Annotated in this window: 15 protein-coding genes; 4 read left to right on the top strand and 11 right to left on the bottom strand. The window is 69.1% G+C overall.

Going from position 1 to position 17,649, the window contains the following annotated elements; genetic code table 11:
* Positions 1 to 9: 9 nt before the first annotated feature.
* On the bottom strand, positions 10 to 1,902 hold the full coding sequence (locus H0E82_RS06885) for a M48 family metallopeptidase (protein WP_180544703.1): 1,893 nt from the start codon (positions 1,900 to 1,902) through the stop codon (positions 10 to 12).
* 108 nt (positions 1,903 to 2,010) lie between these two features.
* Positions 2,011 to 2,601 (bottom strand): LemA family protein, encoded by a 591-nt coding sequence (locus tag H0E82_RS06880; protein WP_219338452.1) that lies wholly within the window; start codon positions 2,599 to 2,601, stop codon positions 2,011 to 2,013.
* 96 nt (positions 2,602 to 2,697) lie between these two features.
* Between H0E82_RS06880 and H0E82_RS06875 the strand changes: the two genes are divergently transcribed.
* Entirely contained in the window at positions 2,698 to 4,122 is a 1,425-nt protein-coding gene (locus H0E82_RS06875; protein ID WP_180544701.1) for a serine hydrolase domain-containing protein, read from the top strand.
* 100 nt (positions 4,123 to 4,222) lie between these two features.
* Here H0E82_RS06875 and H0E82_RS17065 read toward each other — a convergent pair whose 3' ends face one another.
* From H0E82_RS17065 to H0E82_RS06830, 9 genes are all read right to left on the bottom strand, one after another.
* On the bottom strand, positions 4,223 to 4,723 hold the full coding sequence (locus tag H0E82_RS17065; protein WP_180544700.1) for a hypothetical protein: 501 nt from the start codon (positions 4,721 to 4,723) through the stop codon (positions 4,223 to 4,225).
* 830 nt (positions 4,724 to 5,553) lie between these two features.
* Positions 5,554 to 5,949 (bottom strand): glycine cleavage system protein GcvH, encoded by a 396-nt coding sequence (gene gcvH, locus H0E82_RS06865; RefSeq protein WP_180544699.1) that lies wholly within the window; start codon positions 5,947 to 5,949, stop codon positions 5,554 to 5,556.
* Positions 5,950 to 6,018: 69 nt separating this feature from the next.
* Positions 6,019 to 7,116, bottom strand: coding sequence for a glycine cleavage system aminomethyltransferase GcvT (gcvT, locus tag H0E82_RS06860; RefSeq protein WP_180544698.1), 1,098 nt, complete (start codon positions 7,114 to 7,116; stop codon positions 6,019 to 6,021).
* A 111-nt stretch (positions 7,117 to 7,227) separates the two neighbouring features.
* On the bottom strand, positions 7,228 to 7,659 hold the full coding sequence (locus H0E82_RS06855; protein WP_180544809.1) for an NfeD family protein: 432 nt from the start codon (positions 7,657 to 7,659) through the stop codon (positions 7,228 to 7,230).
* A gap of 10 nt (positions 7,660 to 7,669) precedes the next feature.
* Positions 7,670 to 8,641, bottom strand: coding sequence for an SPFH domain-containing protein (locus H0E82_RS06850; protein ID WP_180544697.1), 972 nt, complete (start codon positions 8,639 to 8,641; stop codon positions 7,670 to 7,672).
* Positions 8,642 to 8,778: 137 nt separating this feature from the next.
* Positions 8,779 to 9,723, bottom strand: a complete 945-nt coding sequence (locus H0E82_RS06845) for a DUF6607 family protein (protein ID WP_180544696.1) — start codon at positions 9,721 to 9,723, stop codon at positions 8,779 to 8,781.
* Between the two features lie 60 nt (positions 9,724 to 9,783).
* Positions 9,784 to 12,012 carry a TonB-dependent hemoglobin/transferrin/lactoferrin family receptor gene (locus H0E82_RS06840; protein WP_235974202.1) on the bottom strand — a complete coding sequence of 743 codons (2,229 nt, stop codon included), beginning with the start codon at positions 12,010 to 12,012 and terminating at the stop codon, positions 9,784 to 9,786.
* A gap of 125 nt (positions 12,013 to 12,137) precedes the next feature.
* Positions 12,138 to 12,350 carry a hemin uptake protein HemP gene (gene hemP / locus H0E82_RS06835; RefSeq protein ID WP_180544695.1) on the bottom strand — a complete coding sequence of 71 codons (213 nt, stop codon included), beginning with the start codon at positions 12,348 to 12,350 and terminating at the stop codon, positions 12,138 to 12,140.
* Positions 12,351 to 12,545: 195 nt separating this feature from the next.
* Positions 12,546 to 13,547, bottom strand: coding sequence for an aldo/keto reductase (locus tag H0E82_RS06830; protein WP_180544694.1), 1,002 nt, complete (start codon positions 13,545 to 13,547; stop codon positions 12,546 to 12,548).
* Positions 13,548 to 13,714: 167 nt separating this feature from the next.
* On the opposite strand from H0E82_RS06830, the gene H0E82_RS06825 reads away from it, so the two are divergent.
* The 3 genes from H0E82_RS06825 (at position 13,715) to dusB (ending at position 17,629) form a co-directional block, all read left to right on the top strand.
* Positions 13,715 to 15,013, top strand: coding sequence for a NupC/NupG family nucleoside CNT transporter (locus H0E82_RS06825; RefSeq protein WP_180544693.1), 1,299 nt, complete (start codon positions 13,715 to 13,717; stop codon positions 15,011 to 15,013).
* 58 nt (positions 15,014 to 15,071) lie between these two features.
* Complete coding sequence (locus H0E82_RS06820; RefSeq protein WP_180544692.1) at positions 15,072 to 16,034, top strand: ribokinase; 963 nt, start codon at positions 15,072 to 15,074, stop codon at positions 16,032 to 16,034.
* A gap of 599 nt (positions 16,035 to 16,633) precedes the next feature.
* Entirely contained in the window at positions 16,634 to 17,629 is a 996-nt protein-coding gene (dusB, locus tag H0E82_RS06815) for a tRNA dihydrouridine synthase DusB (RefSeq protein ID WP_180544691.1), read from the top strand.
* Positions 17,630 to 17,649 lie beyond the last annotated feature (20 nt).

Below are 17,649 nucleotides of genomic sequence, written 5' to 3'. Positions count from 1 at the left end.
TGCCGGGCCTCAGCGCGGTACCTGCTCGAGCGTGGGCGGAAGCGGACAATGCAGCACACCGCAGATCGTCCGCAGGAGTTCCGATTCGGCCACGCTGACCCGGCCGTCGTGGCTCACCGCGGCCGTGATCGCTTCCACCATCACCTGCTTGGCCAGCGGGTCCAGTGCGTCGAGCGGCTCCCACACGTCATCGAGCGCCAGGACGCCGCGCGCGGGCGGCGCGTACGGCACGTGGTCGCGAGGCAGCACGCGCTGCATGCCCGCCAGATAGGCCCGCTGCGCCGCGGCGCGATCGCCCGGGTTTCCGCAGTGCGCCACCACCGACAGCAGGGTGGCGAATTCCTGGACCACGTTGCCGGGCTTGCGCCGGCCGAAACGGGCGTGGCGCGCGGGGTCGAGCGCTTCGCGCAGCTGCACTTCGAGCAGGCGCCCGAGGCAGTACTCGAACAACGAAACGTGGTCGTCGGCATGCACCATCGCATGCACCGTATCGAGAAATGCGCCGATCTCCGGACGGGGCCGGCGCCGCAGCACCGGAAACGCCATCGCCGCGAGCGGCAATCGAAGCATCGGATGCAGATCGAGGAGATGGGTCTGGCGCAGATGCTCGGCCTCGGTCGCCACCGCCGCGCCGAGGCGGGCGACGATTTCGGTACGCTGCTTGCCGCGCACGCCGGCCTCGGCATCGAGCAGCAGACCGAGCAGCAGCGGCATGGCTGCGTCGCGGTGGGTGGCGACGTCGTGCAAGGTCTGGCTGACCGACGTCACCAAGGCGTGGGCCCGGTCGTAGTCGTCGTCGTGCGGCCGGGCGACCTGCGCGGCCACCATCTGCGGCGTCAGCGACAAGGCGCCCGCGGCCGGCGGCAGGGCCTCGCCGGGCGGGACCAGCCCCATCGCCACGTCCTCCTGCAACCCATCCGGCGGCGACGCCAGCCACTGCGCCTGCAGGCGGGAGAGCTGCTCAGGCCGGAAGCCCGGTTCGAGCGCCTGGATGCGCTGCAGCAGCGGTGGATGCGTCGCGAACAGGCCGCTCAGGCCCATGCCGTCGCCGAACAGCATGTGCGCAACCTCTTCCGCGTCTTCGCGCCGTGCCAGGCGCGATCCTGTTTCCAGACCGCCGATCTTCTTCAAGGCTCCGGCGATGCCCTGGGTCTGGCGGGTGAACTGCACCGCCGAGGCATCGGCCAGCACTTCGCGGCTACGGCTGACACCGGCCTTGATCATGCGTCCGAAAAACACCCCGAGGCTGCCGACCACGATAGCCACCAACGCCAGGCCGAACACCGCAAGCGCGCCGCTCCCGCGGACGCCGCGTCCGTGCCAGAGGATCTTCCGGCCGATAATGCCGATCATCAGGATGCCGAACAGCACGCCGACGAGGCGGATGTTCAGACGCATGTCGCCATTGAGGATGTGGCTGAACTCGTGTGCGACCACGCCCTGCAACTCGTCGCGATTGAGCCGCTCGAGAGTGCCGCGGGTCACCGCCACGACCGCGTCCGACGTCGAATACCCAGCCGCGAATGCATTGATCGCGCTTTCGTGCTCGAGCACGTAGATGCGCGGCACGGGCACGCCGGACGCGATCGCCATTTCCTCGACCACATTGCGCAGGCGACGCAGGCGTGGATCGGTGGTGTCCTCGGGCACCGGCACGCCGCCAAGCTGCTGCGCGACCTGCTCGCCGCCGCTGCCGAGGGAGGCGATACGGAACAGCGATCCGAGGCCGATCACGGCCAGCGTCACCAGCGTGGTCGCCGCCAGTGGGCCGGGTTGCGGCCCGACCACCAGCAGCACCATCAGGTTCACCGCGATGACGATCGCGAGCACCGCCAGCGCGAACAGCACCACGAGCCGGGTGCTGGCCCGGCGCGCTTGCGCCTGTCGTTCGAAAAAGTTCATGCGCGATCCATCCGCGGGCGATGACGGTGACGGGCGGACGTCCCGTGGGGACCGTCCGCCTTCGTGACCTGCCGGTGGCTCAGCATGGGCGGATCACGATCGCCGCGGTCAGAAGCTCACCTTCGGCGCTTCACGCACTTCGGCGCGATCGGCCGGAATGTCGAGCAGCGCGGCTTCCTTGAAGTTGAACATGCCCGCGACCACGCTCGAGGGAAACACTTCGCGCCGGTTGTTGTAGGCCATCACCGAATCGTTGTAGGCCTGACGCGCGAACGCCACCTTGTTTTCGGTGCTGGTCAGCTCCTCGGTCAGCTGCATCATGTTCTGGCTGGCCTTGAGGTCGGGATACGCCTCCGACACCGCGAGCAGCCGGCCGAGCGCGTTGTTGAGCATGCCCTGCGATTGCGCGAGCTGGGCCATCGCCGCCGGATCGCCCGGATCGGCCTTGGCCGCGGACAGGCCGGCCTGGGCCATGTTGCGGGCTTGGGTGACGGCCTCGAGCGTTTCGCGCTCGTGGGTCATGTAACCGCGCACGGTTTCGACCAGATTGGGGATCAGGTCGAAGCGCCGCTGCAGCTGCACGTCGATCTGGGCGAAGGCGTTCTTGTAGGCGTTACGGGCCGTGACCAGACCGTTGTAGATACCGACGGCCCACAGCGCGAGTGCAATCGCGATACCAAGAAAAACCAGCAGGATCAGAAAGCTACCCATCAAACCTCCCCTTGTTCATGCAAACAGGAAATCAGGCGCTATCATCGCCCCCATCCGCCAGAGCATACGCAGGGGGCAGGCCCGATGAAAAGCCGACATGCGACGCGCCGGCATCTCGCCCGGCTTGGCCTGATCGGATTGCTGCTTCCCGCCGCGCTCGGTTCGGCGGCGCAGAGCCCGACGGCGCCCGCCGAGGGAGACGAGTTTGAGACGCCGGTCGACCTGCACGGGGTCGTGCCGCTGAGCGAGCAGCCCGCCGTGGTCAGCCGCGAGGACGCGGTGAAGCCGCAGCCGCTGATGCCGGTCAAGCAGCCGCGGCCGCTCGCCAACGGGTTCGATGTCCAGCTGTTCGAAGCGATGGCGCAGGACCTGGTGGCCAACCAGCGTGTGCCGGGTCTGGCGATGGCCATCGTCCATCAGGGCCGCATCCTCAGCGCGCGCGGATACGGCATCACCGACGTCCGCGCCGCCGAACCGGTCGACGCGCATACCGTCTTCCGTCTCGCGTCACTCTCCAAGCCTTTCGCCGGCACCATCACCGGCATGCTGGTGTCCGAGGGGGCGCTGCGCTGGGACAGCCACATCGTCGACTACATGCCGTCGCTGCGTCTCTCCGATCCCCTCGCTGCCCAGCGCCTGACCGTTGCCGACGTGCTGAGCCATCGCGTCGGCCTGGGCCGCAACACCTACGATCGCGACATCGAACGCAACGCCGACTACCACGACCTGGTCCAGCGCCTGTCGTCGGCGCCCATGACCTGCCAGCCGGGCAATTGCTACGCTTACCAGAACGTGGCCTTCAGCCTGATCGGCGACGTGGTCTTCGCCACCTCCGGGCAGTTCTTCAGCGAGGCGGTCTCACGGCGCATCTTCAAACCGCTGGGCATGAACGACGCCAGTTACGGGCTCGACGGGATCCAGGCCAGTGCCCGTTGGGCCAAGCCGCACGTGCGCGCCGGTGGCGGCTGGACTTCGCTGACGCCCAAGCCCACGTACTACCGGCTGGCGCCGGCCGCCGGCGTCAACGCCAGCATCCAGGACATGGCGCAGTGGATGATCGCGCAGACCGGACACCGGCCCGACGTGTTGCCCGCACCGCTGCTCGCCACACTGCAGTCGCCGATCGTCGGCACACCGCCGGAGATGCGAAACTCGTCGTGGCGGCGCGACCGCCTCGATGCCGCCGGATACGGCCTGGGCTGGCGCGTATTCGATTATTCCGGGCATCGCGTGGTCTTCCACGGCGGCGCCGTGCAGGGCTATCGCGGCCTGATGGCGATGATGCCCGAACGCGATCTCGGCATTGTGGTGCTGTGGAACAGCGAGAGCGGCCTGCCGTCGGGCCTGATGCCCACGATCCTCGACCGCGCGATCGGCCTGCCGCCCCAGCGCTGGCTCGACGTCGACCCCAACATCGAGCTGCTGCACGCGCGTCGCGGCCAGCCGCAGAGCCCGGCCGCGTTCGAGGGCGGCAGCCTGTCGAACCGCGCCGACGCCACGCCGGAATGACGCGTCCGGGCTGACCGCCCGGCACCGCCCAACAAAAAAAAGCTCCTCCTCCGCCTGGGCACGCGGAGGAAGAGCGTTCGGTATTGCGTTGCTGCGAGGATCAGATCAGCGGCGTCGGGGTCGTGGGAATCACGACCGGCGTTGCGGCCTTCTTTGCGCGCCGGGTCGGCGCCTTCTTGGTGGCGGCCTTCTTCGCGGTCTTCTTGGCAGCCGGCTTCTTGGCGGCCTTCTTGGTCGCGGACTTCTTGGCGGTCTTCTTGGTCGCCGACTTCTTCGCGGTCTTCTTGGTCGCCGACTTCTTGGCGGCCTTCTTGGTCGCGGACTTCTTCGCGGTCTTCTTGGTCGCAGCCTTCTTCGCCGTCTTCTTGGCGGTCTTCTTGCCAGCGGCCTTCTTGGTGGTCTTCTTCGCTGCGGTCTTCTTGGCGGTCTTCTTCGTTGCAGCCTTCTTGGTCGGACGCTTGGTCGCCTTCGCGACCTTCTTGGCGACCTTCTTCGCGGCCTTCTTGACGCGGCTCACGGCCTTCTTGGCAGTGGACTTCTTCGCGGCCTTCTTCGTCGCCTTTTTGGCGGGGGCTTTCTTTGCAGCTTTCTTCGTGGCCATGGAATGGCTCTCCTCGTCAGTGGACTTGCATGTACAGCGGCCCAGTTCTCAAGCGGCGCGCGGGAGTCGGACCCGCGTGCAACCGCCGACGCGCATCGCGCATCGGAACGGATTCGGTGCGAGGACCGTCGGATGCACGACGGGATCCCTGTGATACGAAAACATCCGCGCCGTGAACCGGGCGCGGATGTCGACATTCGATGGTTCGGTGTTCTTCGGCGGTGACCCTGCCCGCATCCACCCTGTGCTGTCGCTGGCGGAGTCCCGGGGTGTGCTGCGCGTTGTTGTCGTGGCTCGACTCACTCGTTTTATGGCAGGCGTCTATTGCCGCGAAACCTAATCACGCTTATTTCCACTGTCAACAGGTCGTCGCATTTTTTTTGTGGTGTGCGTCCGACGTGACGACGACCGGCGCGGTCCGTGCGGGCTGACGCGCGCGCGCGCGCGCACCGCCGACGACTCGACTGCGAATCGCGGACGTTGCGCAAACCGCATAAAACAAGGCGAATCGCTCGCGGCAGTTTCGAACCACTGCGCCCGGAACCTGGGCCGCATGCATGCGAGCGTGATGTGGTGCGCGACGTCGTACCGGCGCGTCGAGCGTCAACGCCACGTCACGGCCGCGGCGCGGTTTGCGCACCTGCACGATGCGTTTGCGCGAAACTGCGCGAGCTTCGAGCGATGCGCGCCGCCCCGGAGACGACGCGCATCTCGAGCGACGAGCGCCCGACGCGATCGTCGGAGCTGCAGTGCGTGACGCCCGGGCGACCCCCAAAAAAAACGCGCCTCCTGCGAGGCGCGTCGTCTTGCCGGGGTGATCCCTCGCAGGATCAGTCTTCTTCGCCCTCGAGCAGTTCGGCGTAGTCGTCCGGCACCAGCAGCTCGTTGAGCTGTTCGGGTTCGTCGAGCTCGATGACGAACATCCAGCCCTCGCCGTAGGCGTCCTCGTTGATGGTCTCGGGCTTGTCCGCCAGTGCGGCGTTGACCGCGGTGATCGTGCCCGAGACAGGCGCGTAGACGTCCGACGCCGCCTTGACCGACTCCACCACGGCCACACCGTTGCCGACCGTGACGCTGTCTCCCACCTGCGGCAGCTCGACATAGACGAGATCGCCGAGCAATGCCTGGGCGTGGTCGGAAATGCCGACGGTGACCTTGCCATCGCCTTCGATGCGGACCCACTCGTGGGAGTTCTGGAACTTCAGGTCGCCAGGGATTTCACTCATGGTCGGCTCCGGGAAACGGGTGCGTTGGGAAGTGGACGCTAGTGTAGCGACGAACGTGCGGGGCGCGCATCAGATGCCGTCGGCGGGGCGGCCCTTGCGCACGAAGGGAAAGGCGACCACGCGCAACGGCACCTGCCGGCCACGGATGTCCACCGTCACGTCGCCGGTCTCGCCGGCCGGCACGCGCGCGAACGCGATCGACTTGCCGATGGTCGGCGAGAACGTACCCGAGAGGATCTCGCCCTCCCCGTTGGCGGTCGCCACCACCTGCCCATGCCGCAGTACGCCCTTGTCGTCCATGACCAGCCCGATCATCTGCCGCGGGGCGGCGACCGCGTGCCGCTCGAGCGTGCCGCGACCATTGAAGTCGCGCCCGTCGTCGAGCGCGACCGTCCAGCCGAGACCTGCTTCGTAGGGCGACACCGTTTCGTCCATGTCCTGGCCATAGAGCGCCAGTCCGGCTTCGAGCCGGAGCGTGTCGCGTGCGCCCAGACCCGCCGGCGCCACACCCGCTGCGCGCAACGCATCCCACAGGGCGACCGCCCCGGCGCCATCGACGGCGATCTCGAACCCGTCCTCGCCCGTGTAGCCGGTACGCGCGACGAACAGGTCGCCGAACGGCGTGGCGTCCAGCGTGACGGCGGCGAAGCGGCCGAGTGCCGCGACGGCCGCCGCGTGCGTCTCGCCCAGCAACACCCCGACCCGGGCACGGGCCTGCGGGCCCTGCACCGCAATCAGCGCGAGCTCGGGGCGCTCGGTGACACCGACGTCGAAGGCCGCGGCCTGGGCCTGGATCCACGCGAGGTCCTTGTCGCGCGTGGCGGCATTGACCACCAGACGGAAGCGGTCGCCTTCGATGAAGTAGACGATCAGATCGTCGATCACGCCGCCTTCGGGCGTCAGCATGCAGCTGTAGAGCGCCTTGCCAGGCGCCTTGAGCTTGTCGACCGAGTTGGCCAGCAGCTTGCGCAGGAAGTCGCGCGTGCCCGCGCCCTCGAGATCGACCACGGTCATGTGGCTGACGTCGAACATGCCGGCATCGCGGCGTACATGGTGGTGCTCCTCGATCTGGGAGCCATAGGCGAGCGGCATGTCCCACCCGCCGAAATCGACCATGCGCGCGCCGAGCGCGCGGTGCGAGGCATTGAGGATGGTCTTCTGGGTCATGACAGCCGGCTCTCTGCGGAAAGCCGGGATTATCGCAGTTCGACCCCGCCGCACGCGGACCTCAGGTCCCGGCGGGGCGTGCCGAGCCGCGGGTGTGCGCGACGCGTGGCGTCAGACCACCTCGATATGCAGGTTGACGCCATCGGTGCCGACGATGCGCACGGGCGTCCCCGCCGCGAGATCCGGGCCCTCGACCACCCAGAACGCGTCACCGATCTTCACCCGGCCCCGGCCAGCCACGATGGCCTGCTCCAGCGGCACGACACGGCCGACGTGCTGCGCCGCGCGCCGGTTGAGCGACGGGTGGTCGCTCTGCCGCTCGCGTCCACGGAACCAGCGCCGGTAGACCAGGATCGCCACGAAGCTCAGCACGACGAACAGCGTGACCTGGACCAGGATGCTCAGGCCGGGTGCGACCAGTACGATCAGGAACACCGCGGCGGCCGCGAAGCCCATCCACAGCAGGAACGCGCCGGGCACCAGCGTCTCGGCCGCCATCAGCAGCAGCGCGAGCGCGCCCCAGCCCACGACATCCCAGCGCAGCCAGTCCATCTCAGAGGCCCGCGCGCGACGGCGGAGGCGGCGGCACCGGACGCGCCGGCGCCGACTTCTGGCTGCTCAGCGCCTCGCGCGCGAGCTCGCCGATGCCGGCGATCGAGCCGATGATCCCGCTGGTCTCCATCGGCATCAGCACGAACTTCTGGTTGGGCGCGGTCGCCAGTTCCCTGAACGCCTCGACATACTTCTGCGCGACGAAGTAGTTGATCGCCTGTACGTCGCCCTTGGCGATCGCGTTGGACACCATCTCAGTGGCCCGCGCTTCGGCTTCGGCCAGACGCTCGCGTGCCTCGGCTTCGCGGAACGCGGCTTCCTTCTGGCCTTCGGCCTCGAGGATCGCGCCCTGCTTCTCGCCTTCGGCGCGCAGGATCGCCGACTGGCGATGGCCTTCCGCTTCCAGGATCACCGCGCGGCGCTCGCGCTCGGCCTTCATCTGCCGGGCCATCGAGTCGATGAGGTCACGCGGAGGCTGGATGTCGCGGATCTCGATACGCGTGACCTTGATGCCCCAGGGGTTGGTGGCCTGGTCGACGACGTTGAGCAGCTGGGCATTGATGGTCTCGCGGTTGCTCAGCGACTCGTCGAGGTCCATCGAGCCGATCACGGTGCGGATGTTGGTCTGCACCAGCGCGATCGTGGCGATCTCGAGGTTGGAGACTTCATATGCCGCCTTGGCGGCGTCGAGCACCTGGAAGAACACCACGCCGTCGACGCGTACCACCGCGTTGTCGCGGGTGATGACGTCCTGGCTCGGGACATCGAGCACCTGCTCCATCATGTTGATCTTGCGCCCGACGCCGTAGACGATCGGGATCAGGAAGTGCAGACCCGGTGTCATCGAGTGGGTGTACTTGCCGAAACGCTCGACGGTCCACTCGAAGCCCTGCGGCACCATGCGCACGGTCTTGAACAGCACGATGATGCCGGCGACAGCCAGCACCATGGCGAGAAACAGTCCGGTCCCCATCTCACACTCCCTGGTTTGCACGGCCGATGCCGCTGCCCGGAGTATAGGCGGTGGGGTGCATGCGTCATGGCGTGGGCACGGCCGCCCCGCGCGGCCCATGCAGCGGCCGTGCTGCCCGCTGCGCACGCACCGGGCGATCAGTCGCGCGCCGGCACCACCCATTCGGCGAACACCGCGTCGATCTCGGCGTCGCTGACCTCCCCCCCGTCACGTACCGTCTGCGCCTGGGTGAACAGCGGCACGATGACGGCCATGCCGTCGATCGGGGTCTTCAGGCGCAGGCCGGCCGGTTGGGCCAGGCGGGTGGACCATCGCGCGCGCACGCGGGCCCAGTAGTCCGCGGTCGCCGCCCAGTAGTCGCGGGCCGGCGAGAAGTCGATCGCGTCGGTCCTGACGTAGTCGTTGAAGCCGGTCTCGCGGACCAGGCTCGCGGTCACCGCACCCGAGGCGTCGCGGATGTCCTTGCGGTTGTCCTGCTCATGCGTCCAACCGCCCGGCACGATGGTGTGGCGGTTGACCGCGGCGAGCGCGTTGTAGTCCTCGCGCACCGTGTACTCGCGACGCGGCAGCGGCCGCCAGCCGGCGTCGGACGTCCAGGTGGACGTGTCGTCGGCATGGATCCAGCGCCCCGTGCCGCAATAGCGCGGCGCGTCGCTCACCTCGTAGACGCACTGGGTCCAGCCGCCCTCCACGAGGGCCGCCGGTACCGGACGCAGGCGCCAGGTCTGGTCGGCCACGAACTCCCAGCGTTGCGCAGCCTCGTACTCCCAATCCTGTCGCCAGTGCTTGGTCACGTGGCCGCTCTTCACGTCGAGCAGCAGGTGCTGGAGCACGATCCGGCTCGACGTGTCCTCGACCACGATCACCACCTCGTCGCCGCCACTGCGCTTGGGATCGCGCCGCGTGTAGCCGGGCGCCAGCGCAACGGTCTCGTCGAACAGGAAGCGCACCGCGTATTCGCCCTGCATGGACAGGATCGCCGCGCGGTCGGCCTCGGACGGGCCGGATGCGAACGCGCCCGCGGACGCGACAAGGATGGAGAGCGCAAGCGCGCACGTGCGCAGGCAGGTGGAACGCGTCATGTCAGGAGCTCCGCTGGAGATGGTCGACGGGGGTGGCTGGCGGCCGGTCGCGCGGTCCGATCAGAAATCGATCGCGAGGCTCAGCGAGACGTTGCGGCCGGGGGCGGTGTAGCGGTCGCGGGTCGCACTGCCGGCCGCGATCAGGGGCACCGCACCGGCACGCCAGACCTTGCGATCGGCAAGGTTGAACACCCCGGCGTCGAGCCGCGTCCCGGGCGCGAACGCCCAGTGCGCGTACAGATCGAGCAGGGCGTAGCCCGGACTTTCGAAGGAGGCGCCGGCCGACGAGTCCGGCAGCCGGTCGCGGCGTCCCGCGAACCGTCCCGCGAGTTCCGCGCCCCAGCGCGCGCGCTCGAAAGCGACACCCAGCGTCGCGGTCAACGGGTCGATGCTCTCGAGCGCCTCGCCACTCGCACGGTTCTCGCCGCGCGACCAGGCCGCCGCGCCGCGCAGCGACCAGCCGGCGAGTATCGGTGCGATAGCGTCCAGGGACGCGCCGCCCTTGAACTCGATCCCGCGAATCCGTGCGTCCTCGACGTTCTGCGACTGGTAAAGCATCAGGCCGGTCAGCGGATCGATGCCGACGAACCGCGTGGATTCGATGAAGTCGTCGTATTCGGTGTAATAGCCGCCGAGACTCGCATAGGCGCGCTTGCCGGCGTAGCGCAGGCCCAGCTCGAGGCCGTCGCTGGTCTCGGACGTCAGATCCGGATTCGGGATCGCGGTATAGCCGAACTGGACATTGGTGAAGCCGATATTGACGTCGTTGTAGGGCGGCGCGCGGAAGCCCCGGGCGTACCCCCCGTGGACCGACCAGTCCCCGGTGAAGGTCCACACGGCGCCGATCTTGGGCGAGACGCTGGTTTCGCTGAGCCCGACGACTTCGGTGCGGGGATTGTCTTCGCGGAAGATCGCATCGGCGTCGGGCGCCAGCCGGTAGTGGTCGACGCGCACGGCCGGCACGAGCCTGACGGCGCCGTCCGCGAACGTGATCTCGTCCTGCACGTACAGCGCCGCCTGCGTGGTGTCGCTGATCGGGAAATCGCGCACCGGGAACACGTCCGGCAGCATCACATTGGTGACGAGGCCGGTGTCCGGAACGATCCGGCGGCCGTCGCGCTTCTGCGTCGTCCGGGTCCGCACCACATCGATACCGTATGCGATCTCATGACCGACGCCGCCAGTGTCGAACGCCTTGCGTGCATTGGCCTGCAGCCCGACGCTGCGCTGGTCGAATCGGAACTCGCGTTCGCGCCGGTCGCGGAGCATGCGGCCCGCGGACGGCACCAGGCGCAGCTCGACGCTGTCCTGTGTAGTCCGGCTGTCCTGGCGATAGAGCTGCCAGTCGATGCTGTCGGCAGGGGCCCATCCCAGCCGGTCGGCGTGATGCACGAACGCGACGCGTGCGCGCGACTGGTGGTCGTCGCCCAGCACCCGGGTGTTGGTTGCGCCGGTCAGGGCCTGCAGGCCGCGGGAGGTCAGCACATCGGTCTCGACGTCGTCTTCGTTCGCATCCACGACCAACTCGAAGCGTTGCGCCGCGACGGGTTCGAACACGAGCTTGCCGAGCACGCTGTGCCCGCGCGTCGCCTGGGGATTGGGTTGCGTGCGCGCGGGGCCGGTGCCGCCGACCTCGCCCTTGTTCTCGGTCTCCTTGCCCTGGCGGTGACTCAACGTGACGAGACTCGACCAGCGCGCGCCACCGAAGGCCGCCGTGCTCCCGGCGAACAGGCCTTCGCTCGCGCCCTCGACGCCGAACTTGGCGCCGAAGTACGCATCGCGGCCTGCAGAGAGGTAGTCGCCGGGATCCCTGGTCACGAAGGCGACCACGCCGCCGAGCGCGTCCGATCCGTACAGCGAGCTGGTCGGACCGCGCACCACCTCGACCCGCTTGAGGGTATCGAGGTCGACGAAATTGCGGTTGGCATTCGAGAAACTGCCGATCGCGAACGCATCCGGCACCGCGATGCCGTCCGTCTGGATCCGCACACGGTTGCCGCCGAGGCCGCGGATGCGGATGTCGCTGATTCCGAAGCGTCCGAAGCTGCTGCCGACGGTGATGCCGGGCTCGTAGCGGAACAGATCGTCAAGGGTGCGGACCAGCAACGCGTCCATACGCGCGCGGTCGATCACATCGACCGAACCGGGCACATCGGCGAGTGCACGCTCGGTGCGGGTCGCGGTGACCACGATCCGGTCGAGGTCGAGGGGCGCACTGTCGGGCGCGGCGAGAACGGCATTGGACGCCAGGCACAGGGCCAGGCACAGGGACGAGGACGTGGGACGCATGTGGGCTCGCGGATATGGACACGGCGAGCTGGCATGCGCGGTGGACGCGCGGCGGGCGGCCTCGGGAAGAGGATGTGCAGGCGCGGCACGCACGCGCCGGGCGGCGCGCGCGACCGAACCGGGGTCTACTTGGTCAGGATCAGCTTGTCGTTGCGGGTGTGGCGCAGACGGTAGGTCTCGTTGCCGTGGCGGATCAGCACCTCGCGGCGACCGCCGAGCAGATCCGCGCTGTCCAGCTCCACCAGCGCCGGCGGGGTCGCGAACCGACCGCCACGATCGTGCGTGGCGGATGCGTGCGAGGACGTCGGGACATCACTCAACTGACTCACATGGAACATGGCGGGATCCTCGAGGGAAGAGGATTGAATGATATTGATTCTCATTCTGGCGTCAAGCGTGAGTTGCGGTGTGTCTCCCTCGGCTGGCGTCCGGATCGCGCACGTGACTGGCTCGCGGAAGATCCGGCAGTCGGACACCCCGATGGCGCACACCTGCCTCAGCCCGGGTGCACGGAAGGCCTGCAGCGCCCCGGATCAAACGGGCGCGCTGCGCCCCTCCCCTCCAATCGCGCCGAGCCGACGCCACGTGTCGGCGTCGACGCTGTCGAGCAGATCGAGCGCGCCGAGGTTCTGCAGCAACTGCTCGAGCCGGCTGGCGCCGAGCAGGACCGAGGTCACCTGCGGATTGCGCAGGCACCAGGCGATCGCCAGCGCGGCCGGTGCGACGTCGAGTTCGCGGGCCACGGCGACGACCTGCTCCGCTCGCCGGAGGGGCGCGTCCGGGCTCTGCGCATCCCCGTCGAGCACGCTGCGCCTCAACCAGTCGAGTCCGGGCTGCGCGAGGCGGCTGTCGCCCGGCACGCCGTCGGCGTATTTGCCGGTGAGCAGGCCGGAGGCGAGTGGCGACCAGGTGGTCAGGCCCAGGCCGAGCGCCTCGCAGACGGGCGCGTACTCCCGTTCCACGCGCGCGCGGCGCAGCAGGTTGTATTCGGGCTGCTCCATGGACGGCCCGTGGAGATGATGCGCACGCGCGATCTCCGCTGCCTCCAGGATCGCCGCCGCCGGCCATTCCGAGGTGCCCCAGTACAGCACCTTGCCCTGGCGGATCAGCGTGTCCATCGCCCACACCGTCTCGGCTACCGGCGTATCGGGGTCGGGGCGATGGCAGAAGTACAGATCGAGATGGTCGACCCGCAGCCGCCCGAGTGCCGCGTCGCAGGCATCGCGCACATGCTTGCGCGACAGGCCGCGCTGCGTGGGCCGCGGGTCGGCAGCCGAGCCGAAGAACACCTTGCTCGATACGCAATAGCCGTCGCGCGGCAGACGCAGGTCGGCGATGACGTCGCCCATGACCCGCTCCGCATCGCCGTTGGCGTAGCCCTCTGCGTTGTCGAAGAAATTGATGCCGTGATCCCAGGCCGCGGCGACGAGCTCGCGTGCCTGGCCTCGGCCGACCTGACGCCCGAACGTCACCCATGCGCCGAGCGACAGCGCGGAGAGGCGAAGACCGGAGCTGCCGAGACGTCGATACTGCATGAGACCTCCTGCGGGACGGCCCGCCAGTGTAAGCAGCCGGCGGCGGCGTCCGCGTGCCTGCGGGGCAGCCGATGAACGACACGCCCTTCACTCCGGGCATGGTTGCCCGGGCCCGCGCGCTCGACTAGGCTGCGCGACTCGACGACGGGCCCGGGGGCCACGCGACCATGGACTTCCTGCTGCGGGCCGGGTTCGGCCTGTTCGGTCTCGCCGTGCTGCTCGGCATCACCTGGCTGTGTTCCAGCAATCGCCGGGCCATCGACTGGCGTCTGGTCGGCACGGGCCTGCTGCTGCAGATCGTCATCGCCTGTCTGGTGCTGCTGACCCCCTGGGGCGCCAGCGTGTTCGACACCCTGTCCAGCGGATTCGTCAGACTGCTCGGCTTCACCACCGAAGGCGCGCGTTTCATCTTCGGCGACTTCAGCGATGCCGGAAAATTCGGCTTCGTGTTCGCCTTCCAGGTGCTGCCGACGATCATCTTCTTCGCCAGCTTCATGAGCGTGCTCTACCACCTGGGCGTGATGCAGAAGATCGTCCAGGGCATGGCCTGGGTGATCACGCGCCTGATGCGCGTGTCGGGCGCCGAAACCCTCTCGGTGTGCGCGAACGCCTTCATCGGCCAGACCGAGGCGCCGCTCGTGGTGCGCCCCTACATCGCCGGCATGACCCGCTCCGAACTGTTGACGCTGATGGTCGGCGGCATGGCGACGATCGCCGGCGGCGTACTCGGTGCCTACGTGCTGCTGCTGGGCGGCAACGATCCAGTGCAGCAGGCGGTGTACGCCAAGCACCTGATCACGGCCAGCATCATGGCCGCACCCGCCACCCTGGTGATCGCCAAGATCCTCGTGCCCGAGACCGCGACCCCGCTGACCCTCGGCGCTGTCCGGGTGAACGTCGAGAAGACCACGGCCAACGTCATCGACGCCGCCGCCGCGGGTGCCGCGGATGGTCTGAAGCTGGCGCTCAACGTCGGCGCGATGCTGCTGGCCTTCATCGCGTTGATCGCGCTGCTCAACGCGCCGCTGATCTGGCTGGGCGAGATCACCGGCCTGCAGGGCGTGCTCGGGCGCCCGACCGATCTGTCGGCCCTGCTCGGCTGGACGCTGGCGCCGCTGGCATGGTTGATCGGCGTGCCCTGGGAGGATGCGTCGACGGTCGGCGGCCTGATCGGCACCAAGGTCGTGCTCAACGAGTTCGTCGCCTACGTGCAGCTGGGCGAGATCCTGCAGGGCAACGTGCCCGGCACGACGATCGGCCCGCAGGCCGCACTGATCGCCACCTACGCGCTGTGCGGCTTCGCCAATTTCAGCTCGATCGCGATCCAGATCGGCGGCATCGGCGGCATCGCCCCGGAACGGCGCGCGGACCTTGCGCGACTGGGCCTGCGCGCGGTGCTCGGCGGTTCCATCGCCACGATGATGACCGCGACGATCGCCGGCGTGCTGACCGCGGTATCCGCCTGATCGACTGCCGGCACGGCTGTTGCTTGCACCCTGCTGACCGTCCTCCGGCTGCTCACCCATGACCGCACCCCATCACGTCGTCGTCGTCGGTTCGTTCAACGTCGACCACGTCTGGAACTGCCGCAGCCTGCCGCGTCGCGGCGAGACCCTGGCCGGCCGCTATCACACCGGCCCTGGCGGCAAGGGGTTCAACCAGGCCGTCGCGGCCGCGCGCGCGGGCGCGTCCACCGCGTTTCTCTGCGCGCTGGGCAACGACGACGGTGGACGCCAGGCGCGGACGCTGGCCGAATCGGACGGGATCGCCCTGCGGGTCCACGACAGCGCCCATGCCACCGGCACGGCGGGCATCTATGTCGACGAGGCGGGCAACAACACCATCGTCATCGGCGCCGGCGCCAACGCCGACCTGGGTGCGGCCTGGGTCGGTCGCCAGGCCCCGGTGCTGGCGGGGGCGCGCCTGTTGCTGGCCCAGCTGGAATCGCCACTCGATGCGGTGCTCGAGGCGATGCGGCTCGCGCGTGCCGGCGGCACCATGACCATGCTCAATCCCGCGCCGGCGAATGCCGAATGTCTGCGGGAGCTGCTGGCCGCAGCCGACATCCTCACTCCGAACGAAACCGAGTTCACCGCCCTGCTGGAGTGCCACACCAGCCATCGCGTCGACAGCGACGCCCTGGTCGCCACATCGGACGCGCAGTTGCATCGCCTGTGCCGCACGCTGCTGCCGCGTGGCAGCGTCGTCGTCACCCTGGGCGCGGCGGGTGCCTTCGTGTCCCATCGGGAGGATCTCACCCGTGGCGACGCCGAGGCGTTCTACCGGGTGCCCGCCGACCGGGTGGAACCGGTCGACACCACCGGCGCGGGCGATGCGTTCAACGGCGCGCTGGCGGCGTCGTATGCGGCCGCGCCGGAACGCGCCTTCGCCCTGCACGTGCGGTTCGCCAACCGGTACGCGGCGCAATCGACCCAGCACGTCGGTGCGGCGTCGGGCATGCCGCATCTCGCGGTAGAGATCTCCTAACCCCGGCCCTGCGCAGCCGCACGCGCGCGCTGGCGCTCTGCCTGCCGGCATCCGTGGCACCGGCGAACGCGGTGGACCCCTGGCGACGGGATGCTCCACCAGGCTGACGTCCTCACCCGCGCCCTGTGGCCGGCGACCCCGGATGCACCGACGCTCCTCGACGAAGTCCGGACGCGCCTGCCCGCCCGCCGCACGCTCCGGAGAGATCGACGGCGCCCGGCGCCCGGCACGTCCGCGTCATGCGCTTCGATGGCGGCGGCATCCGCCGCGGCGCGCCGTTCGACGCGCGCAGCGAACGCGACGGGCTGGGCCGGCCCGGCGGCGTGCGCCTCGGCGATGCCGGCGGCAGGCCCCAGGCTGCACGTGGTCGCCGGCGGGCGAAGGATGCCGGCCTTGATCGGTCCGGAGTTCCAGCGGTCGATGCAGGAGCCCGGCGCCGGCGCGGGATGCCCTGGCGCTCGAGCGTCGCGAGCGACGGCTGCGCCGGCTCACGGACGGCAGCGTGCGCTGGAACTGCTGTCGAGCCAGGCGTGCTTCGCGGCCCACCCTCTCACCTCGGACCCGCAACGCCCCGACGCCCGATCGGCGACAATGGCGCCATGCAGATCGGGCCGTACCGCATCGAACCGAACGTGGTCTTGGCGCCGATGGCCGGGGTCACCGACAAGCCGTTCCGCCAGCTGTGCAAACGGCTGGGCGCGGGACTGGCGATGTCGGAGATGACGATCAGTGATCCGCGCTTCTGGCAGACCGAGAAATCGCTGCGGCGCATGGACCACGATGGCGAACCGGCGCCGGTCGGCGTGCAGATCGCCGGCACCGAGCCGACGATGCTGGCCGACGCCGCGCGCTACAACGTCGACCACGGCGCGCAGATCATCGACATCAACATGGGCTGCCCGGCGAAGAAGGTCTGCAACGCCTGGGCCGGCTCGGCGCTGATGCAGGACGAGGCGCTGGTCGCGCGCATCCTCGACGCGGTGGTGCGCGCGGTCGACGTGCCGGTGACGCTGAAGATCCGCACCGGCTGGTGCACCGAGCACCGCAACGCGCCCACCATCGCGCGCATCGCCGAAGACGCCGGCATCGCCGCGCTCGCGGTGCACGGGCGAACGCGCGACCAGCACTACACCGGCACGGCGGAGTACGACACGATCGCCGCGATCAAGGCCGCGCTGTCGATTCCCGTGCTCGCCAACGGCGACATCGATTCGCCGGAGAAGGCGCTGGCGGTGCTGCGGCACACCGGCGTCGACGCGGTGATGGTCGGTCGCGCGGCCCAGGGCCGGCCGTGGATCTTCCGCGAGATCGCCCACTTCCTCGCAACCGGGACGCATCTGCCGCCGCCGACGTTGACCGAGATCCGCGACATCCTGCTCGACCATCTCGAAGCGCTGCATGCGTTCTACGGCGAAGCCTCCGGCGTGCGCATCGCGCGCAAGCACCTGGGCTGGTACGCCAAGGACCGCCCCGAGAACGCGGCCTTCCGCAGCGTCGTCAACCGGGCGGAGACCGCCGCCATGCAGCTCGCGCTGACCCGGGACTACTTCGACGCGCTGGCCGCGGGCGATACGGGGCGCAGCCTGGCCGCCTGATCCTGCACGCCCGGCGACGC

The organism is Luteimonas deserti (assembly GCF_013425765.1).
In the GTDB taxonomy this organism is placed as follows: Bacteria; Pseudomonadota; Gammaproteobacteria; order Xanthomonadales; family Xanthomonadaceae; genus Luteimonas; species Luteimonas deserti.
The sequence above is the reverse complement of the archived record's forward strand: the minus strand, read 5'-3'. Positions and strand labels throughout refer to the sequence as shown.